29 protein-coding genes and 1 pseudogene are annotated in these 26,563 nt (G+C 76.1%); 11 read left to right on the forward strand and 19 right to left on the reverse strand.

Features of this window, described 5'->3' with window-relative positions; all coding sequences use genetic code 11:
• Positions 1-62 precede the first annotated feature (62 nt).
• Positions 63-1,478 carry an ethanolamine ammonia-lyase subunit EutB gene (locus tag ACI79H_RS18190; protein ID WP_456555828.1) on the forward strand — a complete coding sequence of 472 codons (1,416 nt, stop codon included), beginning with the start codon at positions 63-65 and terminating at the stop codon, positions 1,476-1,478.
• Complete coding sequence (gene eutC, locus ACI79H_RS18195; RefSeq protein ID WP_456555829.1) at positions 1,475-2,197, forward strand: ethanolamine ammonia-lyase subunit EutC; 723 nt, start codon at positions 1,475-1,477, stop codon at positions 2,195-2,197. The genes ACI79H_RS18190 and eutC overlap by 4 nt, the downstream gene beginning before the upstream one ends.
• A 3-nt stretch (positions 2,198-2,200) precedes the next feature.
• On the opposite strand, the gene ACI79H_RS18200 is transcribed toward eutC, so the two are convergent.
• Both ACI79H_RS18200 and ACI79H_RS18205 read right to left on the reverse strand, forming a co-directional pair.
• Positions 2,201-2,749, reverse strand: a complete 549-nt coding sequence (locus ACI79H_RS18200; RefSeq protein WP_456555830.1) for a hypothetical protein — start codon at positions 2,747-2,749, stop codon at positions 2,201-2,203.
• A gap of 102 nt (positions 2,750-2,851) precedes the next feature.
• Positions 2,852-3,094, reverse strand: a complete 243-nt coding sequence (locus ACI79H_RS18205) for a hypothetical protein (protein WP_456555831.1) — start codon at positions 3,092-3,094, stop codon at positions 2,852-2,854.
• A 19-nt stretch (positions 3,095-3,113) separates the two neighbouring features.
• Here ACI79H_RS18205 and ACI79H_RS18210 point away from each other — a divergent pair, with 19 nt between their 5' ends.
• Positions 3,114-3,743, forward strand: a complete 630-nt coding sequence (locus ACI79H_RS18210) for a hypothetical protein (RefSeq protein ID WP_456555832.1) — start codon at positions 3,114-3,116, stop codon at positions 3,741-3,743.
• Position 3,744: 1 nt separating this feature from the next.
• On the opposite strand, the gene ACI79H_RS18215 is transcribed toward ACI79H_RS18210, so the two are convergent.
• From ACI79H_RS18215 to ACI79H_RS18235, 5 genes and pseudogenes are all read right to left on the reverse strand, one after another.
• Positions 3,745-4,296, reverse strand: coding sequence for a dihydrofolate reductase family protein (locus ACI79H_RS18215; RefSeq protein WP_456555833.1), 552 nt, complete (start codon positions 4,294-4,296; stop codon positions 3,745-3,747).
• A 107-nt stretch (positions 4,297-4,403) separates the two neighbouring features.
• Positions 4,404-5,897: an ATP-binding cassette domain-containing protein gene (locus tag ACI79H_RS18220; RefSeq protein WP_456555910.1), complete on the reverse strand. Its 1,494-nt coding sequence runs from the start codon at positions 5,895-5,897 to the stop codon at positions 4,404-4,406.
• Between the two features lie 553 nt (positions 5,898-6,450).
• Positions 6,451-7,860 (reverse strand): annotated as a pseudogene (locus tag ACI79H_RS18225) (ATP-binding cassette domain-containing protein); the annotation flags it as partial.
• Positions 7,857-8,867, reverse strand: a complete 1,011-nt coding sequence (cydB, locus tag ACI79H_RS18230) for a cytochrome d ubiquinol oxidase subunit II (RefSeq protein ID WP_456555834.1) — start codon at positions 8,865-8,867, stop codon at positions 7,857-7,859. The gene cydB and the pseudogene ACI79H_RS18225, both read right to left, overlap by 4 nt.
• A 14-nt stretch (positions 8,868-8,881) precedes the next feature.
• Complete coding sequence (locus ACI79H_RS18235; RefSeq protein ID WP_456555835.1) at positions 8,882-10,432, reverse strand: cytochrome ubiquinol oxidase subunit I; 1,551 nt, start codon at positions 10,430-10,432, stop codon at positions 8,882-8,884.
• A gap of 121 nt (positions 10,433-10,553) precedes the next feature.
• Between ACI79H_RS18235 and ACI79H_RS18240 the strand changes: the two genes are divergently transcribed.
• Positions 10,554-10,904 (forward strand): BlaI/MecI/CopY family transcriptional regulator, encoded by a 351-nt coding sequence (locus ACI79H_RS18240; RefSeq protein WP_456555836.1) that lies wholly within the window; start codon positions 10,554-10,556, stop codon positions 10,902-10,904.
• Between the two features lie 12 nt (positions 10,905-10,916).
• The gene (locus ACI79H_RS18245; RefSeq protein ID WP_456555837.1) at positions 10,917-11,846 is read left to right on the forward strand and encodes a M48 family metalloprotease; all 930 of its coding nucleotides are present in this window, start codon (positions 10,917-10,919) and stop codon (positions 11,844-11,846) included.
• Here ACI79H_RS18245 and ACI79H_RS18250 read toward each other — a convergent pair.
• The 7 genes from ACI79H_RS18250 to ACI79H_RS18280 all read right to left on the reverse strand — a co-directional run bounded on the left by ACI79H_RS18250 (position 11,843) and on the right by ACI79H_RS18280 (position 16,988).
• Positions 11,843-12,190 (reverse strand): hypothetical protein, encoded by a 348-nt coding sequence (locus ACI79H_RS18250; protein WP_456555838.1) that lies wholly within the window; start codon positions 12,188-12,190, stop codon positions 11,843-11,845. The genes ACI79H_RS18245 and ACI79H_RS18250 overlap by 4 nt on opposite strands.
• 10 nt (positions 12,191-12,200) lie before the next feature.
• Entirely contained in the window at positions 12,201-14,408 is a 2,208-nt protein-coding gene (locus ACI79H_RS18255; RefSeq protein WP_456555911.1) for a heavy metal translocating P-type ATPase, read from the reverse strand.
• A gap of 44 nt (positions 14,409-14,452) precedes the next feature.
• Positions 14,453-15,391, reverse strand: coding sequence for a hypothetical protein (locus ACI79H_RS18260; protein ID WP_456555839.1), 939 nt, complete (start codon positions 15,389-15,391; stop codon positions 14,453-14,455).
• 26 nt (positions 15,392-15,417) lie between these two features.
• A complete protein-coding gene (locus ACI79H_RS18265; protein ID WP_456555840.1) occupies positions 15,418-15,624 on the reverse strand; it encodes a heavy-metal-associated domain-containing protein in 207 nt (68 codons plus the stop codon).
• Positions 15,625-15,658: 34 nt separating this feature from the next.
• Positions 15,659-15,970, reverse strand: a complete 312-nt coding sequence (locus tag ACI79H_RS18270; RefSeq protein WP_456555841.1) for a metal-sensitive transcriptional regulator — start codon at positions 15,968-15,970, stop codon at positions 15,659-15,661.
• Between the two features lie 45 nt (positions 15,971-16,015).
• Positions 16,016-16,408: a helix-turn-helix domain-containing protein gene (locus ACI79H_RS18275; protein ID WP_456555842.1), complete on the reverse strand. Its 393-nt coding sequence runs from the start codon at positions 16,406-16,408 to the stop codon at positions 16,016-16,018.
• A gap of 73 nt (positions 16,409-16,481) precedes the next feature.
• Positions 16,482-16,988, reverse strand: a complete 507-nt coding sequence (locus ACI79H_RS18280; RefSeq protein ID WP_456555843.1) for an Hsp20/alpha crystallin family protein — start codon at positions 16,986-16,988, stop codon at positions 16,482-16,484.
• Positions 16,989-17,169: 181 nt separating this feature from the next.
• On the opposite strand from ACI79H_RS18280, the gene ACI79H_RS18285 reads away from it, so the two are divergent.
• From ACI79H_RS18285 to ACI79H_RS18310, 6 genes are all read left to right on the forward strand, one after another.
• On the forward strand, positions 17,170-17,598 hold the full coding sequence (locus ACI79H_RS18285) for an STAS domain-containing protein (protein WP_456555844.1): 429 nt from the start codon (positions 17,170-17,172) through the stop codon (positions 17,596-17,598).
• Between the two features lie 54 nt (positions 17,599-17,652).
• Positions 17,653-18,921: a YibE/F family protein gene (locus ACI79H_RS18290; RefSeq protein WP_456555845.1), complete on the forward strand. Its 1,269-nt coding sequence runs from the start codon at positions 17,653-17,655 to the stop codon at positions 18,919-18,921.
• A gap of 14 nt (positions 18,922-18,935) precedes the next feature.
• Positions 18,936-19,556, forward strand: coding sequence for a class I SAM-dependent methyltransferase (locus ACI79H_RS18295; protein WP_456555846.1), 621 nt, complete (start codon positions 18,936-18,938; stop codon positions 19,554-19,556).
• Positions 19,553-19,882 (forward strand): TraR/DksA family transcriptional regulator, encoded by a 330-nt coding sequence (locus tag ACI79H_RS18300; protein ID WP_456555847.1) that lies wholly within the window; start codon positions 19,553-19,555, stop codon positions 19,880-19,882. The genes ACI79H_RS18295 and ACI79H_RS18300 overlap by 4 nt, the downstream gene beginning before the upstream one ends.
• Before the next feature lie 163 nt (positions 19,883-20,045).
• A complete protein-coding gene (locus ACI79H_RS18305) occupies positions 20,046-20,453 on the forward strand; it encodes a YciI family protein (protein WP_456555848.1) in 408 nt (135 codons plus the stop codon).
• Complete coding sequence (locus tag ACI79H_RS18310) at positions 20,450-21,601, forward strand: RNA polymerase sigma factor (RefSeq protein ID WP_456555849.1); 1,152 nt, start codon at positions 20,450-20,452, stop codon at positions 21,599-21,601. Before ACI79H_RS18305 ends, ACI79H_RS18310 begins: the two co-directional genes overlap by 4 nt.
• On the opposite strand, the gene ACI79H_RS18315 is transcribed toward ACI79H_RS18310, so the two are convergent.
• From ACI79H_RS18315 to ACI79H_RS18335, 5 genes are read right to left on the reverse strand one after another with little or no spacing between them, the layout of a single operon-like run.
• Positions 21,598-22,524, reverse strand: a complete 927-nt coding sequence (locus ACI79H_RS18315) for a glycosyltransferase family 2 protein (RefSeq protein WP_456555850.1) — start codon at positions 22,522-22,524, stop codon at positions 21,598-21,600. The genes ACI79H_RS18310 and ACI79H_RS18315 overlap by 4 nt on opposite strands.
• Positions 22,521-23,387 carry a glycosyltransferase family 2 protein gene (locus ACI79H_RS18320; protein ID WP_456555851.1) on the reverse strand — a complete coding sequence of 289 codons (867 nt, stop codon included), beginning with the start codon at positions 23,385-23,387 and terminating at the stop codon, positions 22,521-22,523. The genes ACI79H_RS18315 and ACI79H_RS18320 overlap by 4 nt, the downstream gene beginning before the upstream one ends.
• A complete protein-coding gene (locus ACI79H_RS18325; protein ID WP_456555852.1) occupies positions 23,384-24,496 on the reverse strand; it encodes a prenyltransferase in 1,113 nt (370 codons plus the stop codon). The genes ACI79H_RS18320 and ACI79H_RS18325 overlap by 4 nt, the downstream gene beginning before the upstream one ends.
• Complete coding sequence (locus ACI79H_RS18330; RefSeq protein ID WP_456555853.1) at positions 24,483-25,259, reverse strand: class I SAM-dependent methyltransferase; 777 nt, start codon at positions 25,257-25,259, stop codon at positions 24,483-24,485. The genes ACI79H_RS18325 and ACI79H_RS18330 overlap by 14 nt, the downstream gene beginning before the upstream one ends.
• Entirely contained in the window at positions 25,253-26,506 is a 1,254-nt protein-coding gene (locus tag ACI79H_RS18335) for a glycosyltransferase family 4 protein (RefSeq protein WP_456555854.1), read from the reverse strand. Before ACI79H_RS18335 ends, ACI79H_RS18330 begins: the two co-directional genes overlap by 7 nt.
• Between the last annotated feature and the right edge of the window lie 57 nt (positions 26,507-26,563).

Here is a 26,563-nt window from a genome sequence, read left to right on the forward strand (position 1 = left end):
CGCCGCGTTGCGTTTCGGGCGGAGCTGTTGACCTGGTCCGAGCCGTCGGGTCAGCTGCACCGGTGACCATCCGCCGGACGACGCTGGGCGGGCACACCTACGAGTTCGGCTCGCTCGCCGACCTGCTCGCACGCGCGACCCCGCACCGCTCCGGCGACGTGCTCGCCGGGTGCGCCGCGGGCTCGGCCGCCGAGCGGGTGGCGGCGCAGTCGGTGCTGGCCGACCTGCCGCTGGCCACCTTCCTGGAGGAGCAGGTCGTCGGCTACGAGGAGGACGACGTCACGCGGCTGATCCTCGACACCCACGACCGGGCCGCGTTCGCGCCGGTCGCCTCGCTGACCGTCGGGGGGTTCCGGGACCGGCTGCTGGCGTGGGCCGCGGCGGGCGACGAGCGGGCGCTCGCCGCGCTCGCCCCCGGGCTCACCCCCGAGATGGTGGCCGCGGTGTCCAAGCTGATGCGCAACGCCGACCTGGTCGCGGTGGGGCGGCGGGCCCGGGTGGTCACCGGGCTGCGCTCGACGATCGGGCTGCCCGGCCGGCTGGCGTCACGGCTGCAGCCCAACCACCCGACCGACGACCCGCTGGGCGTGACCGCGTCGGTGCTGGACGGGCTGCTGCACGGCTCCGGCGACGCGGTCATCGGCATCAACCCGGCCACCGACTCACCGGCGCGCACCGTCGCTCTGCTGGAGCTGCTCGACGCGGTCGTCCAGCGGTACGGCATCCCGACCCAGTCCTGCGTGCTGGCGCACGTGACGACGACGCTGCGCGCGCTGGAGGCGGGCGCGCCGGTCGACCTGGTCTTCCAGTCGGTGGCCGGCACCCAGGCGGCCAACCGCGGTTTCGGCGTCACCCTGGACCTGCTCGCCGAGGCGCAGGCCGGTGCGCTGGCGCAGGGCCGGGGCACCGTGGGGCGCAACGTGACCTACTTCGAGACCGGTCAGGGCTCGGCGCTCTCGGCCGACGCGCACCGCGGCGTGGGCGGCCGGCCGGTGGACCAGCAGACGCTGGAGTGCCGCGCCTACGCCGTGGCCCGCCGGTTCGAGCCGCTCCTGGTCAACACCGTCGTCGGCTTCATCGGGCCCGAGTACCTCTACGACGGCAAGCAGGTCCTGCGGGCCGCGCTCGAGGACCACTTCTGCGGCAAGCTGCTCGGCCTGCCGATGGGCGTGGACGTCTGCTACACCAACCACGCGGAAGTGGACGCCGACGACACCGACGCGATGGTGCTGCTGCTGGGTGCGGCGGGTTGCTCGTTCGTCATCGCCGTCCCGGGTTCGGACGACGTGATGCTGCACTACCAGTCGCTGTCCTTCTCCGACGTGCTCACCGCCCGGCAGGTGCTGGGGCTGCGGCCGGCGCCGGAGTTCGAGGAGTGGCTGGCGCGCATGGACCTGCTCGGCGACGACGGCCGGGTGCGCGAGCTGGCCCCCGACGCGCCGGCCGCACGCGCGCTGCTCGCGGCGGCGCGGCCGTGACGGTCGCGGGGGACGACCCGTGGGCGGTGCTGCGCGCGGCCACGCGGGCCCGCGTCGCGCTCGGCCGGGCCGGCGACGGCCTGCCGACGGCGCGCGAGCTGGAGTTCCGGCTGGCCCACGCCGTCGCCCGCGACGCGGTGCACGCGCCGCTGGAACCGGCGCGGGTGCGGGCCGCGCTGCCTGACGTGGAGGTGCTGGAGGTGGCCTCCGCCGCGGCCGACCGGGCGCAGTACCTGCAGCGGCCGGACCTGGGCCGGCGCCTGGCCGAGGGGACGGAGCTGCCCCGCACCGGGTCCGACCTCGGGCTCGTGATCGCCGACGGGCTGTCACCGCGCGCGGTGCACGAGCACGCGGCCGGACTGGTCACCGCGCTGCTGGACAGGCTGGACGGGTGGTCGGTCGCCCCCGTCGTGCTGGCGCACCAGGGGCGGGTCGGCCTCGGGGACGCGATCGGTGCGGCGCTCGGCGTGCGCGCCGTCGTCGTCCTGGTGGGCGAGCGGCCCGGGCTGTCGTCGGCGGACTCCCTCGGCGCCTACCTGACCTGGGCGCCCGGCCCGGGGCGGGTGGACGCGGAGCGCAACTGCGTCTCCAACATCCGCCCGCCGCACGGGCTGGGCTACGGGCAGGCCGCGGCGACGATCGCCGGCTTGCTCGCCGGCGCCCGGCAGCTCGGCGCGTCCGGGGTGGCGCTCAAGGACGAGCAGGCGTTGCCGGGCTGAGCGTCAGCTCGACTGCAGGCCGCGGGCCACCTCGCCGGGACGCTGCTGCTCCCCGGCGTAGGAGCTGATCGCGACCAGCGTGCCGGTCAGCGCGGGGATGACCCACTGCAGCGTGTCCAGCTGCTGCTGAGCGGCGGCGACGTCGGCCTGGGCGACCTTGGTGCGCTTGCTGGGCTTCGTGCCGGACTTCGAGGGGACGCCGCCCGCGGCCGACACCCGGGCGCCGAGCACCCGGCTGTACGCGGTGGCGCCGAGGGCGGCGGCCGTGACCAGGGTCTTGAGCGTCGACATGCCGGCGACGCCCTGCTGGGCGGCGACCCGCTGCTTGTTGGCGCGCAGCTGGCCGACGCTGCCGACGAGGTGGGCGCCGATGGCGGCGGCGTTGACCGGCGTCCACCGGTCCCAGCCGGCGTTGGCGACGCGGCCGGTGGCGGAGTCGCTGCCGGCCTCGCTCGCGGCGGCGTTCAGCGCCACCGCATTGGCCAGCGTGCCGCCGAACCAGGCCGACAGTCCGAGGTCGTGCAGGGTGCGGGAGAGCGTGTTGCGGGCCATGGGGAGCTCCAGTGCTGGGGGGAGGGCGGTCCGCCCTCCCTACCCGGCCTGCTCGCGCGCATACCGGTGGCACGCAATCGGAACCGCGGAGGTCCGATCCGGTCAGCCGCGGCGGAGCAGCCGGGCCACCCGGTGCGTGCGGCCCGCCCGCAGCTCCTCGGTCGTCGGGTGCGGCTCGTGACCGGACCGCGGGACCGCGGCGGCCGCCGCGTGCCGCTCGTGCAGCCGCGCGCGCACGTCGTCGGGCGTGAGTGCGCGGCGCTGGCGCTCGTTGCGCGCGAGCACCGCACCGGTGGCGGCGACACCGGCGAGGCCGGCCAGTCCGAGCAGCTTCCAGGGGCGCACGTCCGTAACGTAGCGCCCCGTGCCTGCGCTCCCCTTCGACGAGGCGGTCGAGCTGACCCGCACCGGCGACGTCTGGATCTTCCGCGGTGCCTCCGTCGCCGACCGGGCGATCCGGGCGGTGACCAACGCGCCGGTCAACCACGTCGGCATGGCGGTGGTCCTCGAGGACCTGCCCCCGCTGCTGTGGCACGCCGAGCTCGGGCGCTCGCTGCCCGACGTCTGGACCGGGGAGCACCAGCGCGGCGTGCAGCTGCACGACCTGCGCGACGCCGTCGCCACCTGGCGGCAGAGGTACGGGCAGCGCGCCTGGCTGCGGCAGCTCGTCGGCCCGGCCGACGACGGCGGCGTCACCCCGGAGATGGAGGACGCCGTCCTGCGCACCGTCGCGCGGTTGGACGGCAAGCCGTTCCCGACCACGCGGGGCCTGGCCGCCGGCTGGATCAACGGGCGGCTGCGGCGGCGCACCTCGGCGGAGGCGGTCTACTGCGCGGAGCTGGTCGCGGCGACGTACACCGCCATGGGCCTGCTGCCGGCCTCCCGGCCGCAGAACTGGTACGACCCGGGGAAGTTCTGGTCCGGCGACGAGCTGGAGCTCCTGCGGGGCGCGGAGCTCGGGCCGGAGATCCCGGTGGACGTCCCGGCAGCCTGACTCAGCGCCGCACGCGGTAGGTGCTCTGCACCATGCCGCCGGGCAGCACCTGCGTGCGCTCGTGCTCCAGGGCGATGTCGGCCGGGAGCTCGCCGAAGGGCGTGTGGCCGGTGCCGATGAGCACCGGCACCCGCGAGAGCGTGAGGTCGCCGACCAGCCCCTCGGCCAGGAAGCGGTGCACCGTCCGGCCGCCGTCGACGTACACCCGCCGGTACCCGGCGTCGGTCAGCGCCTGCACCGCCTCCTCGAACGAGCGGTGCACGACGATGCGCGGGTCGGCGTCCGTCGGCAGCGAGGTGCTGAGCACGTGCACCGGCTTGCCCTGGTAGGGCCACTCGGGCATCGGGGCGATGACGTCGTAGGTGGACCGGCCCATGACGAGCGCGTCGACGCCGGACACGAAGGCGCCGAAGCCGAAGTCGCCGCCCTCCCCGTCGTCCGGCGCGCCGCCGGCGTCGCCGCCGGTGAGCCAGGAGAGGTCGTGGTCGAGCCGGGCGATGAACCCGTCGACGCTCATGCCGAGGAACACCGAACCGGTGAAGGAGGCAGCCATGCCGGCAGGGTGCCGCAGGGGTCGGACACTTCTCCACCGGTGGTGCTGGCCGACGTGCACGCCGGCCAGCACCACGTGCCGCCGGCCGCTCTGGTGCCCGGGCAGCCCTAGGCCGGGGTCCGCGCGGGCGTCGCGCCGAGCCGGACGACGGTGTCGCCCGGGCGTTCGACGTCCGCGTCGTGGGTCACGCAGACGACGACCCGGCCGGCCAGCCCGCGGCGCAGGTCCGCGAGCAGGGCGCGGGCGGTCGGCGGGTCGAGGTGCGCGGTCGGCTCGTCGAGCAGCACGACGTCCCGATCGGCGAGCAGCGCCCGGGCGGCGGCCAGCCGGCGGCGCTCACCGCCGGAGAGCGCGGTGCCACCGGCGCCGACGCCGGTGTCCAGACCCTCGGGCAGCGCGGCCAGCAGCGGACCGAGGCCGGCCGCGGTGAGCGCGGCGGTCATCCGCGCCTCGCCCTCCGGCCCGGTCAGCGCACCGCGCGGCGCCGCCGCGGCCAGGTTGGCCCGGATGCTCGAGGCGAAGACGTGCGCCTCCTGCGGCAGCCAGGCCATCCGGGCGCGCACGTCCTCGCCGGAGATCCGTGCGGTGTCGACGTCGTCCAGCGAGTAGCGGCCGGCGCGGGGGCGCAGCGCCGCCATCAGCAGGGCGAGGAAGGTCGACTTGCCCGCGCCCGAGGGTCCGCGCAGCACCAGCCAGCCCTCGCCGGCGCGGGCTGCCGCGGTCAGGTCGCGCAGCACGTCGGGGCCGCCGGGCCAGCCGGCGGTGAGCCCGTCGACGGTCACCGCGCGGACCTCGGCGGGGGCGGGCAGCGGAGCGGCCGGCTCGGGCGGCAGCGGCGCGTCGACGACGGCGTCCAGCCGCGCCAGCGCGTCGGGGGGGGGGGGGGGGGGGGGGGGGGGGGGGGGGGGGGGGGGGGGGGGGGGGGGGGGCGTCGGGGCGCCCCCGCCCCCCCCCCCCCCCCCCCCCCCCCCCCCCCCCCCCCCCCCCCCCCCCCCGCCGCTGCAGGGCGGGGACCAGGCCGGAGAGCGCCTCGGCCAGCGCCAGCGGCGCCAGCGCCGGCACCGCGAGGGCCGGTCCGGTGAGCCCGCCGGCGGCGGCGACGGCGGTCGCCAGCACGGCGGCCAGCCCGGTGCCGAGGACCACCAGACCCGACCCCAGCGCCGCGGCGCGCTCGCCGGTGCGAGCGGCGGCGGCCTGCCGGTCGGCGGTGGCGGCCAGGTCGCCTGCGGTGCGCGCGGCCAGCCCGTGCGCCCGCAGGTCCGCGGCGCCGTCCAGCGCGGTGGTGGTGGCCTGCAGCGACTCGACCTGCAGCGTGCTCTGCGCCCGGGCGGCGCCGGCGTCGAGCCGGCGGTGCACCGCCACGACGCCACCGGCGGTGGCGGCCAGCACCGCGCCGACCACCACGGCGGCACCGGCGTCGACCAGGGCGAGGGCGGCGACGGCCGCCGCGGGCACCACGGCGGCCACGACCAGCGGTGGCCGCACCCGCACGGTGAGGTCCTGCACCAGCCCGACGTCCCCGACCACGCGGGCCAGCGCGGCGCCGGGCGTGCGGTCGGCGGCGAGCCCCTGCGCGGCCAGCGCCCGCCACACCCGCACACGGGTCGCCGCGGCCAGCCGGAGCGCGGCGTCGTGCGCGGCCAGCCGCTCCAGCCAGCGCAGCACCGCCCGGCCCACGCCGAAGAAGCGGACGCCGGCGGTGGCCACCAGCAGGGTGAGCACCGGTGGCATCTCCGCCGCGCGCACGATCAGCCAGCCGGAGACCGCGGTGAGCGCCACCCCGGCACCGGACGCGAGCGCGCCGAGCAGGCCGGCCGTGGCGAGCGCACCGCGCACCGGTGCCGGCGCGGGCTCGGGCGCCGGGGCGACATCGGCGATCTGGTCGCCATCAGCCGCTGAGGGGGACGAGATCGCCGATGTCGGCGGCAGTTCGGCTCTCCGCGGGACGGCCTGCGCCGCGGGGGAGGGGAGGGCGACGGTGCGGTCGGCGAGCGCGGCCAGCACGGGGTCGTGGGTCACCAGCAGCACGGTCACGGTGCCGCGGAGCCCGGCGAGGACGCCGGCCACCAGGGCGCGGGCGTCGTCGTCGAGGTGCGCGGTGGGCTCGTCGAGCAGCAGCAGCGTGGCGCCCCGCCGGATGCGCACCAGCGCGCGGGCCAGCGCCACCCGCTGCAGCTGGCCGGGGGAGAGCTGCTCGGGGGCGCGGCCGGCCAGGTCGGTGGCCCCGACGCGGGCCAGCGCCTCGACGACGAACGCCTCGCCGACGACGGCGTCGACCCCGGTCGCGGACCCGGCGTGCCGTCGCAGCTCGTCGGCCACGGTGGCACCGGTGGTGCGCGGGAACTGCGGGACCGCGGCGACCGGCCCGACGCCGGTGGCCGTGCCGCCCGCGACGGCGTCCGCGCCGAGCACACCGGCCAGGGCGGCGAGCAGCGTGGACTTCCCGGACCCGCTCGGGCCGGTCAGCGCGACCAGCTCGCCGGGGCGGACGTCGAGGTCGGTCGGGGGCAGCGCCGCGGTCGACCGGCCGGGGTAGCGCACGGTGAGCCCGCGGACGGCGACGTCGGCACCGCGCGGGTCCTCGGCAGGCACCGGCACGGTCGGAGCGGGGGCGGGTGCGGCGAGCACCGCGCGGGCCTCCGCGGCGGCGAGGGCGGCGTCCTCGGCCGCGTGGTGCGCCGAGCCCAGGGCCCGCAGCGGGGCGAAGGCCTCGGGCGCGAGCAGCAGCGCGGTGAGGCCCACCGCCAGGGGCAGGTCGCCGTGCACCAGCCGCAGCCCGACGGTCACCGCGACGAGCGCCACGGACAACGTCGCGATGAGCTCGAGCACGAGCGCCGAGAGGAAGGCGATGCGCAGCGTGGCCGTCGTGCGGGTGCGGTGCGCCTCGCCGAGCCGGGCCAGCGCCGCGGCCTGGTCGGCGGCGCGGCCCAGGCCGACGAGCACCGGGAGCCCCCGGACCAGCTCGGCCACGTGCGCGGCGATCCGGTCCAGTGCCCGGGCGGAGCCCGCCGTCGCGCTCTGCGTGTACCGCCCGACGAGCACCATGAACAGCGGCACCAGCGGCAGGGTGACCGCGACCAGCACGGCCGAGAGCAGGTCGGTCCCGGCGAGCACGAGCAGCAGCGCGGGCGGCACGACCGCCATCTGGGCGAGCGCGGGCAGGTAGCCGGCGAGCGCGGGGGCGAGGTCGTGCAGCCGGGTGGTGGCGAGCACCGCGGCCGTGGCGGGCCCGCCGGCGGCGGCGACCGCGGCGGGGGAGGCGGCCAGCCGGTCGAGCAGCTCGCGGCGCAGCCGGTCCGCCGCGCGGCGGGCGTCGCGCGCGGCGAGCGCCTGCCCGGCGGCCCCGGCCGCGGCGCGCAGCACCGCGCCGGCGGCAGCGAGCGCGAGCGGGGCGGTGAGCGGCCCGTCGGTCAGCCCCGAGCCGCGGGCCACCGCGTGCGCCAGGCCGGCGGCGAGCAGCACCAGGCCGGCGGTCTGCGCCAGCGCGGCGAGGGCGGCGCGCACCAGCGCCCCGGTCAGCCCCGGCACCCCGGCCAGCGCCCCGAGCGGCCCCTTCTCCCTCATGCGCCCACCGGCTCGGGGTGCACCGGCTCCGCGGTCAGGCGCTCCCGGAAGACCCAGTAGGTCCACGCCTGGTAGCCCAGGACGACGGGCAGCCCGACGCCGGCGGCCCAGGTCATGATCGTCAGCGTGTAGTCGCTGACCGCGGCGTCGGCCACCGTGACGTCGAAGGCCACGTCCACCGTCGACGGGACGACGACCGGGTAGGCGGCGCCGAAGATCGTCGCGGCGGAGGCCACGAGCACGACCGCCCAGGCCGCGAACGCCGAGCCCTCGCGGCCCAGCCGCAGCCGCGTCCACGTCGCCAGCACCGCCAGCGCCGCGACCAGCCACAGCACCCCGGTCACCGGCGTCCCGTAGCGCAGGTGGGTGACGCCGGCCCACGCCAGGAGCGGCAGCGCGGCCACCGGCGACCAGCGCAGCGCGAACGCCCGGGCGCGCAGCCGGACGTCGCCGTCCACCTTGAGCGCGAGGAAGAGGGCGCCGTGCACCAGCGAGAACCCGAGGACGGCGACCGCACCCAGCAGCGCCGGCCAGGACCAGCCGGCGAAGGCCCCGCCCACCCGGTCGCCGTCGGCGTCGATCGGCAGGCCCAGGGTGGTCGCGCCCAGCGCGGCGCCGATGCCCAGCGCGGCGATCAGCGAGCCGGCGGTGATGACCCGCGTCCACGTCGCGTCCCAGGCCTCGGTGTGGTGCGAGTGCCGCCACTCGAAGGCGACCGCCCGGATGATCAGGCCGAACAGCACCAGCACGAAGGGCAGGTACAGCGCCGGCAGCCAGGTCGCGTACCAGCCGGGGAAGGCGGCGAACACCGCGCCGACGGCGGTGATCAGCCAGACCTCGTTGCCGTCCCACAGCGGGCCGATGCTGCGCAGCATGAGGTGCCGATCGGCGGGCCGCCGGCCCAGCACCGGCAGCAGCGCCGCGACGCCGAAGTCGAAGCCCTCGAGGAGGAGGAAGCCGGTCCACAGCACCGCGACGGCGGCGAACCAGAGGGTCTGCAGGTCCACGGGAGCGCTCCTGGTCAGTACGCGAACTGGAGGACGTCGTCGTCGCGGTCGCGCCGCGGGGAGCCGTCGTCCTCGTCGTCGGGCGGGTCGGGGCTGAACCCCGGCGTGGGGTGGGCGTCGCCGGTGGTGACGCCGGCGCGGACGAACCGGCCGATGAGCCACAGCTCGACCACGGCCAGCGCCCCGTAGACGGCCGTCAGCGCGATCAGCGACGTCCACACCTCGGCGGCGCTGATGCCGGGGGAGACGGCCTGGGCGGTGAAGAACCACACCTGGTCCTCGACCGGCACGTCGGGATTGGGGTACACGACGAAGGGCTGCCGGCCCATCTCGGTGAACACCCAGCCCGCGGCGTTGGCCACGAACGGCGCGCCCACGGCGAGCAGCGATCCGTGCACCCCGATGCGCGACGTCGGGACCCGGCCGCGGCGGGTCGACCAGAGGGCGTAGGCGGCGACCCCGGCCGAGACCGCGCCCATGCCGATCATCAGCCGGAAGCTCCAGTAGGTGACCGCGAGCAGCGGCGTGTAGTCGATCGGCTCGCCGGCCTGGTCGCCGAAGGACGGGTCGTCGGGGTAGGTCTCGCCGTAGACCGCCGCGTACTCCTCCTGCAGCTCGTCCACGCCGGGCACGGCGGTGGAGAAGTCGCCGTGGGCGAGGTAGCTGAGGAGGTACGGGACGGTGATCGAGTGGACGTCGTCGCACTCGTTGTCCCCGAGCTTGCCCCAGGCGAAGATCGAGAAGGACGCCGGCGCCTCGGTCTCGCAGAGCGCTTCCGCAGAGCTCATCTTCAGCGGCTGCTGCTCGTACATGAGCTTGCCCTGCCAGTCGCCGGTCAGCGCCGTGAGCGCGAAGGCCGCCAGCGACACCCAGCCGCCGAGCCGGACCGAGCGGCGCCACACCGCGTGGTCGGGGTCCGCGGTGGACCGGCCGGCCAGCGTCCTGCGGCGCAGGTGCCACAGGCCGACGCCGACCAGCAGGGCGCCGGCGACCATGAGCGCGGCGACGATCGCGTGGCTGAAGGCGGCCAGCGCGGTGTTGTTGGTCAGGACCGCGAGGAAGTCGGTGTGCACCGGGCGGCCGTCCTCGCCCACCGTGACGCCGACCGGGTGCTGCATCCAGGAGTTGGCCGCGATGATGAAGAACGCGCTCACCACCGAGCCGACGACCGCGGCCCAGAGCGCGGCCAGGTGCAGCTTCTTCGGGATCCGGCCCCAGCCGAAGATCCACAGGCCGAGGAACGTGGACTCCAGGAAGAAGGCCAGCAGCGCCTCGAGCGCCAGCAGCGAGCCGAAGACGTCGCCGACGAAGCGGGAGTACTCGCTCCAGGCCAGCCCGAACTGGAACTCCTGCACCAGGCCGGTGGCCACGCCGAGCACGAAGTTGATCAGGTAGATGCGGCCCCAGAACCGGGTCATCCGCAGCCACTCCGGCTTGTCGGTCCGCACCCACATCGTGTGCATGACCGCGACCAGGATCCCCAGGCCGATGGTCAGCGGCACCATCAGGAAGTGGTAGACGGTGGTGATCCCGAACTGCCAGCGCGCCACGTCCAGGACGTCCACGGCACCCGCTCCTCGTCGTTGAGGCCGACGTACTATCGACACGTTCTTTCTACGCCGGGTAGAAGAGACATTTCTACGACACGTAGAAGAAGTCGCTGTGAGCCGCACGACAGGAGGACCGATGGCCACGCTGGGGGAGCTGGAGCGGGCCGTCATGGACCAGCTCTGGTCGGCCGAGGGCCCGGTGGCCGCGACGGCGCTGCGGGACGGGCTGGCCGACCGCGGGATCGCGCTGACCACGGTGCACACCGTGCTGACCCGGCTGGAGCAGAAGGGCTTCGTCGTGCACGACGAGGCCCGCCCGCGGCGGTTCTCCGCCCGCGCCAGCCGCGAGGACCACGCCGCCGAGCTCATGCACGAGGTGCTCGGCCAGGCCGCCGACCGGCAGGCGGTGCTGGCCCGGTTCGTCGGCGGTGTCGACGACGACGAGGCCCGCCTGCTCCGGGAGCTGCTGGCCGGCGACGGCCGCTGACGGCCCCGGCCGATGCTGCCCGCCTCCGCGGCCGCGCTCGCCGTCCTCGCCGCAGCGCTGGCGTGGCCGGTGCCGGCGCTGCTCGGCCGGGCGCGCTGGCCGGGCCGGGACCCGCTCGTCGCCCTGGTCTGCTGGCAGGCGATCGGGCTGGCCGGCGGCCTGTCGATCATCGGCGCGCTGCTCGTGCACGGCCTCGCGCCGTGGGGTCACTCGCTGCCCGAGGCGTGGTGGTCGTGGGTGCAGGGGCAGGCGGCCGGCGACCCGGTGCGCGGTGACCACTGGGTCGCCGTGACGCTGGCCGCGGTGCTGGCCCTGCAGCTGGTCGGCGTTCTGGCGCTGTCCTGGTTCCGCACCGCCCGCACCCGGCGGCGCCACCGTGCGCTGCTGGAGCTGGTCGTCTCCCCGGGCGGCGAGCCCGGCACCCGGCTGCTCGAGCACCCCGCCCCGGTGGCGTTCTGCATCCCGGGCGCCCGGCCGCTGCTGGTGCTGTCCTCCGGCATGGTCGCCGAGCTGGACGAGGCGCAGCTGGCCGCGGTCGTCGCGCACGAGCGGGCGCACCTGCGCGAGCACCACCACCTGCTGCTGCTGCCGTTCGTCGCCTGGGAGGCGGCGCTGCCGGTGCTGCCGGCGGCCGGTCGCGCGCACGCCGCGGTGCGCGAGCTGGTCGAGATGCGGGCCGACGACGTCGCGCTGCGGGACCTCGACGGCGCCGATCCACGGCGCACCCTGGCGCAGGCGATCGTGGCCGCGGCCGGGCGGACCGGGGGAGCGGAGGTGCCCGGCGGCGCGCTCGCGGTGACCGGCGGCGCGGTGCGCGCCCGGGTCGTACGGCTGCTCGACCCGCCGTCGCCGCCGCCGGCTCCCGCCCGGGCCGCAGCGCTGCTCGGCGCCGTCCTGCTGCTGCTCCTGCCGACCGCGCTGCTGGTGCTCCCGGCGTTCTAGCGGACCAGCGCCCTGCCGGCGGCCAGCGCGGAGGCGAGGGCCACCCCGCCGCTGACCCGCGCCGCCCGCCCGTACCGGGCCGAGGCGAGGAACGGCAGCATGCTCGCGGCGTGCAGCGCGTCGACGGCGGCGCCGGCGACCGCGGCGTCCGGCCGCACCAGGACGAGGCCGTGCTGGGCGACGAGCCGGGCACCGAGCGCGCGGACCAGCCACCGGCGTTCCCGCGGGAACGCCGGGGCCACCGCCTCGAGGACCCGCTCCGGGTTCCCGAGCAGCAGGACGCCCGCAGCGGCGCCCGCGACCGCGAGGGCGCGGGTGCCTCGGGGAGCCGGGCGGGAGGTCATGCCGGGGACGCTAGTGCTGCGGGTCCCGGTTCTCCGCCAGCGGCGCGAAGCCGCGCAGCCGCAGCGAGTTCGAGACGACGAACACCGAGCTGAACGCCATGGCCGCACCCGCGATCATCGGGTTGAGCAGCCCGGCCATCGCCAACGGGAGCGCGGCCACGTTGTAGCCGAACGCCCAGAACAGGTTGCCCTTGATCGTGGACAGGGTGCGCCGGGCCAGCCGGATGGCGTCGGTCGCGGCGCGCAGGTCGCCGCGGACCAGGGTCAGGTCGCTGGCCTCGATCGCGACGTCGGTACCCGTGCCCATGGCCAGTCCGAGGTCGGCCTGGGCGAGGGCGGCGGCGTCGTTCACGCCGTCGCCGACCATCGCCACGACCCGGCCCTCGGCCTGCAGCCGCCGGACCACGTCGACCTTCTCCTGCGGCAGCACCTCGGCGACGACCTCGTCGATCGCGACCGCGGCAGCCACCGTGCGGGCGGCCCGCTCGTTGTCGCCGGTCAGCAGGATCGGGGTGAGGCCGAGCGCCCGGAACTGGGCGACCGCGGCCGCGGAGGTCGGTTTCACCGCGTCGGCGACCACGAGGACGCCGCACGGGGCACCGTCCACGGCGACGGCGACGGCGGTGCTCCCGGCCTGCTCGGCCGCGTCGACGGCCCGCTGCAGCTCCGGGGTCAGCGCCACCGACCAGTCGGCCAGCAGCCGCGGCCGGCCGACGACGACCGCGGCTCCGTCGACCACGCCGTGCACGCCGAGGCCCTCGACGTTGGTGAACCCGTCGACGGCGGGCAGCGCTCCTCGCTCGGCGGCCGCGCGGGCGACCGCCTGCGCGATCGGGTGCTCGGAGGCGGCCTCCAGCGCTCCCGCCAGGCGCAGCAGCCGCTCGCCGTCCGCGCCGGCCGCCGGGACGACGTCCACCAGCGTCATCCGCCCCGTCGTGACCGTGCCGGTCTTGTCCAGGACCACGGTGTCGACGCGGCGGGTGTTCTCCAGCACCTCCGGGCCCTTGATCAGGATGCCGAGCTGTGCACCGCGGCCGGTGCCGACCATGAGCGCTGTCGGCGTGGCCAGCCCCAGGGCGCACGGGCAGGCGATGATCAGCACGGCGACCGCCGCGGTGAACGCCGCCGGGAGACCCGCGCCGGTGCCGATCCAGTAGCCCAGCGTCGCCACGGTCAGGGCCAGCACGACGGGCACGAAGACGCCGGAGATCCGGTCGGCCAGCCGCTGGACCTCGGCCTTGCCGTTCTGCGCGTCCTCGACCAGGCGTGCCATCTGCGCGAGCTGGGTCGCCGAGCCGACCCGCGTGGCGCGCACGACCAGCCGACCGCCGGCGTTCACCGTGCCGCCGACGACGGCGTCGCCCGCGCCGACCTCCACCGGGACGGGCTCGCCGGTGAGCATCGACGCGTCGACCGCCGAGGAGCCCTCGGTCACCTCGCCGTCGGCGGCGAGCTTCTCCCCGGGGCGGACGACGAACAGGTCGCCGACGCCGAGCTGGTCGACCGGCACCCGGACCTCGGTGCCGCCGCGCAGCACCGAGACCTCCTTGGCGCCGAGCTCCAGCAGCGCGCGCAGCGCGGCGCCGGACTGCCGCTTGGACCGCGCCTCGAAGTACCGGCCGGCCAGCAGGAACGTCGTCACCCCGGCCGCGGCCTCGAGGTAGATGTTCCCGCTGCCGTCGGAGCGCTCGATGGTCAGCTCGAAGGGGTGCACCATGCCGGGGATGCCGGCGGTGCCCCAGAACAGCGCGTAGAGCGACCAGCCGAAGGCGGCCAGCGTGCCGAGCGAGACCAGGGTGTCCATGGTCGCCGCGCCGTGCCGGAGGTTGGTCCAGGCGGCGCGGTGGAACGGCAGGCCGCCCCACACGACGACCGGCGCGGCGAGGGTGAGCGAGAGCCACTGCCAGTACTCGAACTGCCAGGCCGGCACCATCGCGAGCGCGACGACCGGCACGCTGAGCAGCGCGCTCACGACCAGCCTCGTCCGCAGCGCGGCGAGGGTGTCCGGGGCGGTCTCCTCGACCTGCTCCGCCCGCGGCGGCTCCGGGAGCGCGGCGGTGTAGCCGGTCCTCTCGACGGTGGCGATGAGGTCCTCGGTGGTGACGTCGCCGGTGACGCTCACCTTCGCCTTCTCGGTGGCGTAGTTGACCGTCGCGGTGACGCCGTCGAGCTTGTTGAGCTTCTTCTCGACGCGGGCCGCGCACGAGGCGCAGGTCATGCCGCCGATGAGCAGCTCGACGTCGGTCGCGGTCGGGGTGGTGGTCACGGTCCGTGCTCCTCGTGCGCGCCGACGTCCACCGTGAAGGCGGCCGTGCGGACGACGTCGCCGTGCTTGAAGTCCAGGAACAGCCGGTAGCTGCCCGCGGACGGTGCGGTGGTGCCGAAGGCGACGGTGGGGCCGGGGGCGGGCGCCGCGCCGGCCGGCGGGTCGCTGGGGTGGACGTGCAGGTAGCCGAGATCGCCGGTGCGCAGCACCACCAGGTGCCCGAAGGCGCCCAGGTAGGGCTGCAGGTCGGTGACCGGGACGCCGTCGCGGCTGATCCCGAACCGGAGCTCGGACTCGCCGCCGGCGGTCAGGGAGCCGTCGAGGACGACGGTGTAGCCGTCCACCTCGGCCACGGCGGCCGGTCCGGGCAACGGCTCGGGTGCGTAGCCGCCGGCGACGGAGAGGTCGGCCCCGAGGGTGCGTGCCTCCCCGTCGGCGGCCGGGGCGAAGTCGGCGAAGACCCGCCAGGACCCGGGGGACAGGTCCAGCGGCACCTGCCAGGTGCCGTCGGCCCCCAACTCGGGGTGCACGTGCTGGTAGCCGGTCAGGTCGCGGCGGACGGCGACCAGGTGCAGGTCCTCGTCGTGCCGGACCGCGTAGTCGGTGACCGCGTGCCCGTCCGGCCCGAGCACGCGGAAGGACAGCGGGACGTCGGCGCCGGCCGGCAGCGAGGTCCGGTCCAGCGCGAGCGCGTAGCCGTCCTCGGCGACGGCCAGGCCCGCGGGGAGCGCGGCGGTGTCGTCCGCGTCCGCGGCGTCGTCCCCGTGCGCGGCATCCGCGCCGTGCCCGGCGGCTGCCTCCGCCGCCGTGTCGTGCCCGGCGGAGGAGGTCCCCACCGGGCCGACCGGGCCGATCACGGCGCCGAGGCCGAGCGCGGCACCGAAGACGGCGACCAGACCGGCGCCGAAGGCGGCGAGCTTGACGGAGGTGCTCATGGCGGTGCGGCTACGGAGGGTCGGCGTCAGCCGGCCACCGAGTAACCGGCCTCCTCCACGGCGGCGCGGACGGCGGCCTCGTCGACCGGGGCGTCGCTGGTGACGGTGAGCCCGCCGGACTCGAGGTCGACGTCCACGGCGCCGACACCGGGGACGGCCGAGACCTCCTCGGTCACGGCGTTCACGCAGTGGCCGCAGGTCATGCCGACGACGGTGTAGCTGGCGGTGGTCATGGTGTCCTCCCGGATGGATCGCTGAAGCGGGGGATCAGGAGCGCACGAGGCGGGCGATCGCCTCGGTGGCCTCGCGGACCTTCTCGTCGGCCTCGCGGCCGCCGACCTTGGCGGCGGCCACCACGCAGTGGCTCAGGTGCTCCTCGAGCAGGCCGAGGGAGACCGCCTGGAGCGCCTTCGTCATCGCCGAGACCTGGGTGAGGATGTCGATGCAGTACTTCTCGTCCTCGACCATGCGCTGCAGCCCACGGGCCTGGCCCTCGATCCGCCGCAGCCGCTTCAGGTAGTCGTCCTTGCGGTGGATGTACCCGTGCTGGTGGTGGTCGGGGTGCTCGGCGCTGGTCACTGCGTTCCTCCTGTGCGGGCGGCGTGGACCGCTGCCCGACCGGAACTATACCCCCCTAGGGTTTCCGTGCAAGGGTCCGTCGGGAGCCGGCCCCGGTCGCAGCGCCGCGACGTCGGCGCGCAGCTGCGAGGCCACGTCGCGGAGCCGGTCGGCGTCCGCGCGGGCGGCGGCGAGCTGGTCCTGCAGGCCCACGATGGTCCCGGCGGAGGCGAGCGAGTGCCCGTCGTCGAGCAGTCCGCGCAGCCGGGCGGCCAGGCCCAGCTGGGCGCGCGAGTAGCGGCGGTGACCGCCGGCGGACCGGTGCGGCGAGAGCGCGCCGGAGGAGTCAAGGCTGCGCAGGAAGGCGGCCTGGACGCCGAGCAGCTCCGCGGCCTGGCTCATGGTCAGCGCCGGGTAGTCGGGGTCGTCGAGGCGGCGCAGCGGATCGGCGTCGGTCATCGCCGTCCTCCTCCGGTCGGTGGAAGTGAAGGGGGCCGGGCCCAGCCGGGCCCGGCCCCTCCGGTCGCCGTCGTCAGCTGGTGACGGCCTTCTGCTCCTGCTCGTCCGAGGACGACTCGCCCTCGATGGTGCGCCCCTCGACCGCGGTCGGGGTGTCGGCCCGCGTGACGGTGATCTTGCGGGACCGGGCCTTCTCCGCGACCGGGATGCTCACCGTGAGCACGCCGTCGTGGTAGCTGGCCTCGAGCCGGTCGGTGTCCAGGCTGCGGCCCAGGACCAGCTGCCGGGTGTAGCTGCCGTACGGCCGCTCGGCCGCGACCCACTCGGCGCCCTCGAGGTGCGGGACGGAGCGCTCGGCGCTGATGGTCAGGGTGGTGCCCTCGACCGACAGGTCGATCGATCCGGGGTCGACGCCGGGGAGGTCGAAGTGGGCGACGAAGTTGTCGCCGACCTTGTAGGCGTCCATCGGCATGCCGGAGAGCGGACGGGCGGTCATCGAGCCGGAACGACCGGTCAGCTGGTCCAGCGCGCGGAAGGCGGCGGACGTGGCGGCGAACGGGTCGTAGGCGGTCAGCATCATGTCGATACCTCCGTGGATGTCGCTGTGGTGTTCGCTGCCCGAGGACGGAACCTCTAGTGGCGACTGGAGATTACCTCGCGCAGTCGCTCTGGTAAACGTCTATCCGACGAGTTTGTTCCGGCCTTCCGTCCCGGGCCGGGGCACGGTGTGAACCGGCTCCGGGCGGGGAAACGGCACCCGCATGGCAGAGACCACGGAGCAGCACGCAGGCCCCTCCGGCGACGCCGAGCCCGACGTCCGCTCGGTCGTCGACGGCGACGTCGTCTTCCTCGAGCTCGACGGCGAGCTCACCGACGCCGCCCGCCGGCCCCTGGTGCGCGTCCTCACCGAGGTGCTGCTGTCCGGGACGCCGCTGCGCCGGGTCGCGCTGGACCTGGGCGGCGTGCCGTTCATGAACTCGGCCGGCATGGCGGTCCTGGTGCAGCTGCAGCGCATGGCGGCGCCCCGCGGCGTCGAGGTGGCCCTGGTGACGCCGTCGGCCGCGGTGGTCCGGCCGCTGCAGCTCAGCGGCCTGTGGCACCGCTTCCCGATCGTCGACGAGAACGGCGAGGAGGACGCCGCCGAGCTCTCGCCGACCGGCCCCGACGGCAGCCCGCGCGAGCACAGCTGACCCCGGCCGGTGTCGGGCACCGACGACCGGTGGGCGGGCTCCTAGCCTGACCGGGTGCCTCCCAGCCACTCGCACAGCCACGGACCCGACCCCGACGCGCCGCCGCCCAGCCCCGAGGCGATCCGGCTCCGGCGGCGCGCGGTCTGGCTGATGCTGCTGCTGCTCGTACCGGTCGGCCTGGCGACGGTGATCGGGCTGTTCGTCCTGTGGCCCGACGACGGGCCGACGCGCGCCGAGGAGGTCGCCGCCACCTACCTCCCGCCGGGCACCACCTACCCCGACGGCCGCGTGGTGTCGGTGGAGGAGTTCGACTGCGGCGACGCCGGACGGCCGGCGACCTGCGCGACGGCCGTCGTGGAGGTGCTCGACGGCGACAGCGCGGGGGACTACGAGCAGATCGAGCTGGACGCCGTGGTGGTCGCCAACGGGGTGGAGGAGGGCGACACGCTCGTCCTCACCCGGGACGCCGCGACCGAGGGCGGGGCCACCTACGGGTTCTTCGACTTCGCCCGCGGCGCCCCGATGCTCACCCTCGCCATCGCCTTCGCCGTCGTCGTCGGGCTGGTGGCGCGGCTGCGCGGCCTGGCCGCGCTGCTCGGCCTGGCGATCGCGTTCTTCGTGCTGCTGCAGTTCGTGCTGCCCGGGCTGCTCGGGGACAGCTCCCCGACGCTAATCACCCTGGTCGGTTCCTCGGCGATCATGTTCGTCGTCCTCTACCTCGCCCACGGCCTCTCCGCCCGGACGACCACGGCGCTCGTCGGCACCCTGTTCGGGCTGGCGCTGGTCGCGGTCATGGGCGCGCTGGCGGTGCAGGCCGCGCGGCTGACCGGGCTGACCAGCGAGGAGACCAACACCCTCAACAACTTCGACCCGACGCTGGACTTCTCCGGCCTGGTGCTCGCCGGCATCGTCGTCGCGGGGCTGGGCGTGCTCAACGACGTGACGATCACGCAGGCCTCGGCGGTGTGGCAGCTGCACGAGGTGGACCAGGGCATGACCTGGCGCCAGCTGTACGACCGGGGCATGGCCGTGGGCCGCGACCACATCGCCTCGACCGTCTACACGATCGTCTTCGCGTACGCCGGTGCCGCGCTCCCGCTGCTGCTGCTCTTCGAGCTCTACGACCAGCCGTGGGACGTCGTCCTCACCTCGTCCGCGCTCGCCGAGGAGGTCATCCGGACGCTCGTCGGCTCGATCGCGCTGGTCCTTGCGGTGCCGGTGACCACGGCGGTCGGCGCCTTCTTCGCGAAGGCCGCGGGCACCGCCGCCGGGGAGGCGACCGAGCGCCGGGTGACCGCCCTGCGCACCCGCCTGGCGCGATAGGCGAGGCTGTGCCGGTGACCACCGATCTCCTGGCCGCTGCCACCGCCGCCCCCGGCTTCATGCCCGAGGACGAGGGCCGCGCCCTCTACGAGGCGGCGCGGGCCGTCGAAGTGCCCGGGCCGCTGCTCGAGGTGGGCAGCTGGATGGGCCGCTCGGCGCTGTTCCTCGCCGCCGCCGCGCGGGAGACCGGCCGCCAGGTCGTGACCGTCGACCACCACCGAGGCTCCGAGGAGCACCAGCCCGGCTGGGAGTACCACGACCCGACCCTGGTCGACCCCGCCGTCGGGCTCGTCGACACGCTGCCGCGCTTCCGGCGCACCATCGCCGAGGCCGGCGCCGAGGACGTCGTCATCGCGGTGGTCACGCGCTCGGAGGTGCTGGCGCCGCTGTGGAGCACCCCGCTGGCGCTGCTGTTCCTCGACGGCAGCCACACCGAGGAGTCGGCGCGACGCGACCAGGACGCGTGGGTCGCCAAGCTCGCCGTCGGCGGCACCCTGGCCATCCACGACGTGTTCCCGGACCCGGCCGAGGGGGGCCAGGCGCCCTTCGGCGTCTACACCCGGGTGCTGGAGTCCGGCGACTTCACCGAGCTGCCGGGCGTGGGGTCGATGCGGCTGCTGCGCCGCGACCGGTGAGCGAGGAGGCGCTCGGCGCGGAGCGGGCGGCCGCGCTGGCCCAGATCGCGGCGCTGACCCGCGAGTTCGACGCGATCGTCGCCGCGTCGCAGGCCTCGAACGTCGACGACGAGCACGACCCGGAGGGCGCCACCATCGCCTTCGAGCGGCAGCAGGTCGCGGCGCTCCTGGAGCAGGCACGCCGCCGGCTGGCCGACGTCGACGCGGCCGTCACCGCCGTCGAGTCCGGCACCTACGGCCGGTGCGAGACGTGCGGCGGGCCGATCGCCCCCGAGCGGCTCGCCGCCCGGCCCACCGCGCGGACCTGCATCGACTGCGCCCGCTGACCGCCCCGAGACCTGCACATTCGGGGTCTTCGGGCGCCTGATGCCCACGAGTGTGCAGATCTCGTGGAGGAACCGGGCGCAGGGATGTCGAGAACGGCGTCCCGGTTCCGTCCCCGGGGTGCGAGCGGCCACGATGGGCCGCACATCCGGCGAGGAGACGACGATGGCCAAGTACCTGCTGCTCAAGCACTACCGCGGTGCCCCGACGCCGCCCGGGTTCGTGCCGATGGACCGGTGGACGCCCGAGGAGATCGACGCCCACATCCAGTACATGCAGGACTTCGCGGACAAGCTGCGGGAGGCCGGTGAGTTCGTCGGGGAGAACGCGCTGGCGCCCGAGGGCATGTGGGTCCGGTACGACGGGGAGGGTCGCCCGCCGGTCACCGACGGCCCGTTCGCCGAGACCAAGGACCTGATCGCCGGCTGGATGATCATCGACGTCGACAGCCCGGAGCGGGCGATCGAGCTGGCCGGCGAGCTGTCGGCCGCGCCGGGCAAGGACGGCAGGCCGATCCACGAGTGGCTCGAGGTCCGACCGCTCTACGGCGAGCCGTCCCTCGTCTCGGAGTGACCGTCCCGCTCGACGAGGCCCTGCTCAGAGGCCTCGTCCCGGGCGTGCTGGGTGTCCTCGTCCGCCGCGGAGCCGACTTCGCGGCGGCCGAGGACGCCGTCCAGGAGGCGCTCGTGGAGGCGGTCCGGGCGTGGCCGGCCGACCCGCCCCGGGACCCGAAGGGCTGGCTGGTCACGGTGGCGTGGCGCCGGTTCCTCGACGCGACGCGGTCCGAGGTCGCCCGTCGCCGGCGCGAGGACGCGCTCGACCTCGAGCCGGCGCCCGGCCCGGTGCCTGAGGCCGACGAGTCGCTGCACCTCTACTTCCTGTGCGCGCACCCGTCGCTGTCGCCGTCGTCGGCGGTGGCGCTCACCCTGCGCGCCGTCGGCGGGCTGACCACCCGGCAGATCGCCGATGCCTACCTGGTGCCCGAGGCGACCATGGCGCAGCGGATCAGCCGGGCGAAGCGGACGATCGCCGGCGCGCGGCTCGACCGGCCCGGCGACGTCGCGACGGTGCTGCGGGTGCTCTACCTGGTGTTCAACGAGGGGTATTCCGGGGACGTCGACCTGGTCGCGGAGGCCATCCGGCTGGCCCGCCGGCTCCGGGCGGCGCTGGACCACCCGGAGGTCGCCGGCCTGCTCGCGCTCATGCTGCTGCACTCGGCCCGGCGACCGGCGCGGACGGCTCCGGACGGGCGCCTGGTGCCCCTGGCAGCGCAGGACCGGAGCCTCTGGGACACCGCGGCCATCGCCGAGGGGGTGCAGATCCTGCAGACGGCGCTCTCGCGGGACCGGCTGGGCGAGTACCAGGCCCAGGCCGCGATCGCGGCGCTGCACGCCGACGCCCGGACCGCCGCGGAGACCGACTGGGTGCAGATCGTCGAGTGGTACGACGAGCTGGTGCGGCTCACCGGCAGCCCGGTCGCGCGGCTCAACCGGGCGGTCGCGGTCGGTGAGGCCGACGGCGCCCGCGCCGGGCTGGCCGCGCTGGAGGGGCTCGACCCCGGGCTGCCCCGGTACGCCGCCGTCGCCGCCCACCTGCACGAGAAGGACGGCGACCCGGTTACGGCGGCCCGGCTCTACGCGGAGGCCGCACGGACGGCGACGAACCTGCCCGAGCGCGACCACCTCACCCGCCAGGCGGCCCGGCTGAACGCGGCTCCCTAGCTCACGTAGCGGCGGGCGGTGGAGCGGCGCTGCGCCTCGTCGAGCGCCGCGAAGCGGGCCTCGGCGTGCGGCGGGAGCACCCGCCGCTCGCGCAGCACCCACGGGGCACCGCGGGCGGCGGCGAGCAGCCCGAGCAGGGACACCCGGTCGCGCGGCAGGGTGCGCAGCAGGTGCGCGGTGCGCCGCAGCGCGGGCCGGACCGGACGGCGCAGCCACGTCGTCCAGAGGGTGTTGCGGATGCCGTCGCGGCGGCGCCGGTGCGGATCGCGCGCCCGGCTGGCCTCGTGGTGCACCGTGAGCTCGGGCAGGTAGCACAGCTCCCAGCCGCGGGCGGCCAGGTCGCCGGCCATGAGCTCCTCCTCGCCGCCCAGCCACAGCCGCTCGGAGAAGCCGCCCACCTCGTCGAAGGCGGTGCGCCGCAGCACCGAGGCGCCGGCCAGGAACGAGCCCAGCGCGGGGCCGGGCAGCCAGGCGGCGCCGCGGACGGGGGAGTCGCGCAGCTCCGGCACGATCGGGTCCTCCGCACCGCCGGGCTCGACCAGGATCCGCGCGGTGACGACGGCGAGCCGCGGGTGGGCGTCGAGCACGTCGGCGGCGGTGCGCAGCGAGCCGGGCTCCCACCAGGTGTCGTCGTCGCAGAAGGCGACGTAGGGGGTGTCCAGGCGGGCGACGCCGAGGTTGCGGCCCACCGCGCCCAGGTTGTCCGGGCTGGCGATCAGGTCCACCGAGGGGAAACTCCGGCGGACCGCGTCGGCCGTGCCGTCGGTGGAGCCGTTGTCCACGACGACGACCCGTGGCCGCTCCGGCAGGGCCAGCAGCCGGTCGAGGGCCAGCAGCAGCTCGTCGCGCCGCTGGTGGGTGATCACGACGACCGCGACGCGGGGATCACCTACCTCGTCCCGGTTCGGGCTGTGCCGGCTCATGGCTCCTCGAGCAGGCGGAGGTCGGCGCGCAGCCACGCCGGGATCGGCCGCCGGCGGCGCAGCGCCGCGGGCAGGTCCGGCAGCGCCCGCGCCAGCCCGGTGAGGCCCGGGCGTCCGGAGCGCACCGCCCCGCCCACGAGCCCCGCGACGTCGCCGACGGGAAGCCGCATGGCGGCGGTGAGCAGCCGGCTGCGCCAGATGCCGGCCTGCCGCCGGGCGGGGTCGTCCCGGCGCGGCGACGGGTGGTGGTGGATCGTCACCTCGTCGACGTAGGCCATCGACCAGCCCGCCGTCGCCAGGTCCAGCGCCAGTCGCTCCTCCTCGCCGGGGAAGCGGACGACCGGGTCGAACCCGCCGACCTCCTCGAAGGCCGCCGTCCGCACCAGCGCGGCGCAGGCCACGAAGCCCAGCAGCGCGGGCCCGGGGAGGTCCCCGCGGCGCAGCGGGCTGCGGGCCATCTCGGCGCACACCGGGTCCAGCCGCTGCTCGGGGCCGACCAGGATCCGGGCGTTGAGCACCGCCAGCCGCGGGTGCGCCCGCATGATCTCCACGGCGCGGGCGAGGTCGCCGGGAGCCCACCAGGAGTCGTCGTCGGCGAAGGCCACGAAGGGGGTGCCGGCCAGGGCCGACCCGACGGTGCGGGCCCGGGCACCGACGTTGCGCCCGAGCGGCACCACCGTGACGTCGGGGTGGGCGGCGCGGACCGCCTGGACGGTGCCGTCGGTGGACGCGTTGTCCACGAGGACCACCGGCGCCTCGTGGCGCGGCAGGGTGACCAGCAGGTCCTCGCGGCGGTTGCGGCTGGCGACCACCACGGTGACGCCCGCGGCGGCGGATGGGGAGGAGGAACGGGGCACGGTCACGGGGTGACCGTGCCCGCACCTCCCGCCAGCCAACCGGCGGCGCGGGCGCCGTCGTCGAGGGTGCCGGCCGCCGGCAGCGCCGCGGGGTCGGCGAACAGGCCGCAGGCGGCGGTGGCGCCGGACAGCGCGTCGGCGGCGAGCAGCACGGCCGCGGCGGTCCAGGTGGTCCGCTCGATCGGCCAGCGGGCGTCGTCGGCGAACACGTAGCCGGTCCAGTAGGAGCCGTCGTCGTCCCGCAGGTGCTGCATGGCCGCGACCTGCTCGAGGGCGGCGTCCCGCTGCCCGGCGACGACGAGCGCCAGCGCCAGCTCGCAGGTCTCGGCGCCGGTCACCCACGGGCGGTCGGACACGCACCGTGCGCCCAGCCCGGGGACGACGAAGGTGTCCCAGCCGGCGGCGAGCCGGTCGCGGGCCTGCTCGCCGGTGACCGCGCCGCCGAGGATCGGGTAGTACCAGTCCATCGAGTAGCGCGACCGGTCGGCGAAGGCCTCGGGCCGGGTGCGCAGCGCGGTGCCCAGGTCGGTGACCGCGAGCTCCCAGTCCGGCTGCGGCTCTCCGACGAGCCCGGCCAGCGCGATGCCGCAGCGCAGGGCCTGGAACAGGCTGGCGTTGCCGGTGAGCAGCGCTGTGCCGTCGGGGCTGCGGTCCGGGCGGAGCGCCCAGCCGATGGCGCCGCCGTCGAGCTGCATGGCGACGACCAGGTCCAGCCCGCGGCGGACCACCGGCCACAGCTCGGCCAGCAGCGCCTCGTCGGCCGTGAGCAGCCAGCGGTGCCACAGCCCGACGGCGAGGTAGCCGGCGTGGTTGCTCTCCACGGAGGGGGAGACCTCGGCACCGTCGCGGTACTCGGCGGCCCACGAGCCGTCGGGCCGCTGCCGGGCGGCCAGCCAGCGGTAGGCGGCCGCGGCGCGGTCGTGCTCACCCCCGAGGTCGAGGGCCATCGCGGCCTCGACGGAGTCCCACGGGTCGAGCTGGCCGCCGCGGAACCAGGGGAGGGCGCCGTCGGCGGCCTGCTCGCCGGCGATCCAGGCCACGGTGGTGCGTACCTGGTCGCCGGTCAGGACGCCCGGCAGCTCGGGCAGCAGCCGCGTGCGGTCAGCCCGCGGCAACGAACCGCTCCGCCTCGGCGGGCGCGGCGCCGGCCGCCGTCGCGGGCTTGTCGGCGTAGATGGCGAGGCTCTTGCCGAACAGCGGGTCCAGCACCTTCTCGGCGGTGCGGGTCAGCCACGGCCGGTGCATCAGGTCCCACACCAGGAGCCGGTGGTAGGCGCGCACGGCGGCGTTGTCCTTCTCCACCCCGACCGCGCACTTCAGCCACCAGAAGGGGGCGTGCAGGGCGTGCGCGTGGTGCGTGGCGCCGGGGACCAGCCCGACGGAGGCGAGCCGCTCGCGCAGCTGGCTGCGCTGGTAGATGCGGATGTGCCCGCCTTCGTTGGCGTGGTACTCGTCCGACAGCGCCCAGCAGATCCGCTCGGGGCCGTAGCGCGGCACGGTGATGACCATGCGGCCGCCGGGCTTGAGCACGCGGAAGATCTCGGCCATCGCGGTGACGTCGTCCGGGATGTGCTCGAGCACCTCGGAGGCCATGACCCGGTCGACGCTGGCGTCGGGGAAGGGCAGGTGCAGCAGGTCGCCGCGGACCACCTCGAAGCGGGCGGGGGTGCCGTCGGGCCGCAGCCCGGCCTCACCGGCCTCGCCGATCGCGCCGAGCCAGCGCTTGGTGGTCTCCACCTCGGAGACGCCCCAGTCGACGGCGACGACGTCGGCTCCCCGGCGGTAGGCCTCGAAGGCGTGCCGGCCCTCGCCGCAGCCCAGGTCCAGCACGCGCATCCCGGGCCGCAGGTCGAGCAGGTCGTAGTCGACGGTCAGCAAGGACGTCCCTTCCGTTCCAGGATCTGCGCGTACCACTCGGCGGTGCGCTCGGCGGTGGCCCGCCAGGTGTAGCTGTCCAGCACGCGGCGCCGGCCTGCGCGGCCCAGCTGCTCGCCGAGGGACGGCGAGTCCAGCACGCGCTGCAGGGCCGCGGTGAGCTCGCCGACGTCGCCGGCCCTGACCCGCAGCCCGGCGTCGGTGCCCACGACCTCGGGCAGCGCGCCGGCGTCGGTGGCGACCAGCGGCGTCGCGCAGGCCATCGCCTCGATGGCCGGCAGCGAGAAGCCCTCGTACAGCGAGGGGATGGCCATGACCGTGGCCCGCTGCAGCAGCCCGATCAGCTCCTCCTCGGGCACCGGCCCGGTGAAGCGGACGGCGTCGCGCAGGGCCAGCCGGTCCAGCGCCGCCTCGGCGGGTCCGCCGGGGCGGGCGCTGCCGACGACGGTGAGGGTGACCGGCCGCTCGGTGCGCAGCTTGGCCACGGCCTCCAGCAGGTGCACCAGCCCCTTGAGCGGGACGTCGGCGCTGGTGATGGCCAGGATCGAGTCGCTGTCGCGCTGCCGGCCCCCGGGCGGCGGCGCGAAGACGTCGGGGTCGATGCCGTTGGGGATGAGCTCCATCCGCGGGGCCGGCAGGCCCATGTAGCGCTCGATGTCGGTCCGGGAGTGCTCGGAGACGGTGGCCACCCCGTCGAGCCGGCCGATCACCCTGGCCTGCATGCCGGTGAAGGCGTACCAGCGGCGCAGCGTCAGCTTCTTGTACAGCGACGGCGCCGCGGCCAGCTCGAGCTCGCGGTCGATGGCGATGGGGTGGTGCACCGTGGCGACGGTGGGCATCCCGGCCCGGGTCAGCCGGAGCAACCCGTACCCGAGCGACTGGTTGTCGTGGACGATGTCGAACTCGCCGGCGCGGGGGAGCAGGTGCCGGGCCGCGCGCAGGGTGAACGTCAAGGGCTCGGGGAAGCCGGCGGCGCACATGGTGGCCCACTCGGCGACGTCGATCCAGTCGCGGAACTCCGAGGGCCGGGGCATCCGGAAGGGGTCCGGCTCGCGGTAGAGGTCGAGGCTGGGCAGCTTGGTGAGCGGCACGCCGGCGTCCAGCTCCGGGTAGGGCTGGCCGCTGAAGACCTCGACGCGGTGCCCGAGCTCGGCCAGCTCGCGGGACAGGGCCCGCACGTAGACGCCCTGGCCGCCGCCGTGCGGCTTGCTCCGGTAGGACAGCAGTGCGATGCGCAGCGACCGTCCCATGCTCGGGACTCTAACGAGGTCGCCCCGCGCTCCCGGTCACCAGCCGCGCCGCGACCC

The sequence above is a fragment of the Blastococcus sp. SYSU D01042 genome (assembly GCF_054050515.1).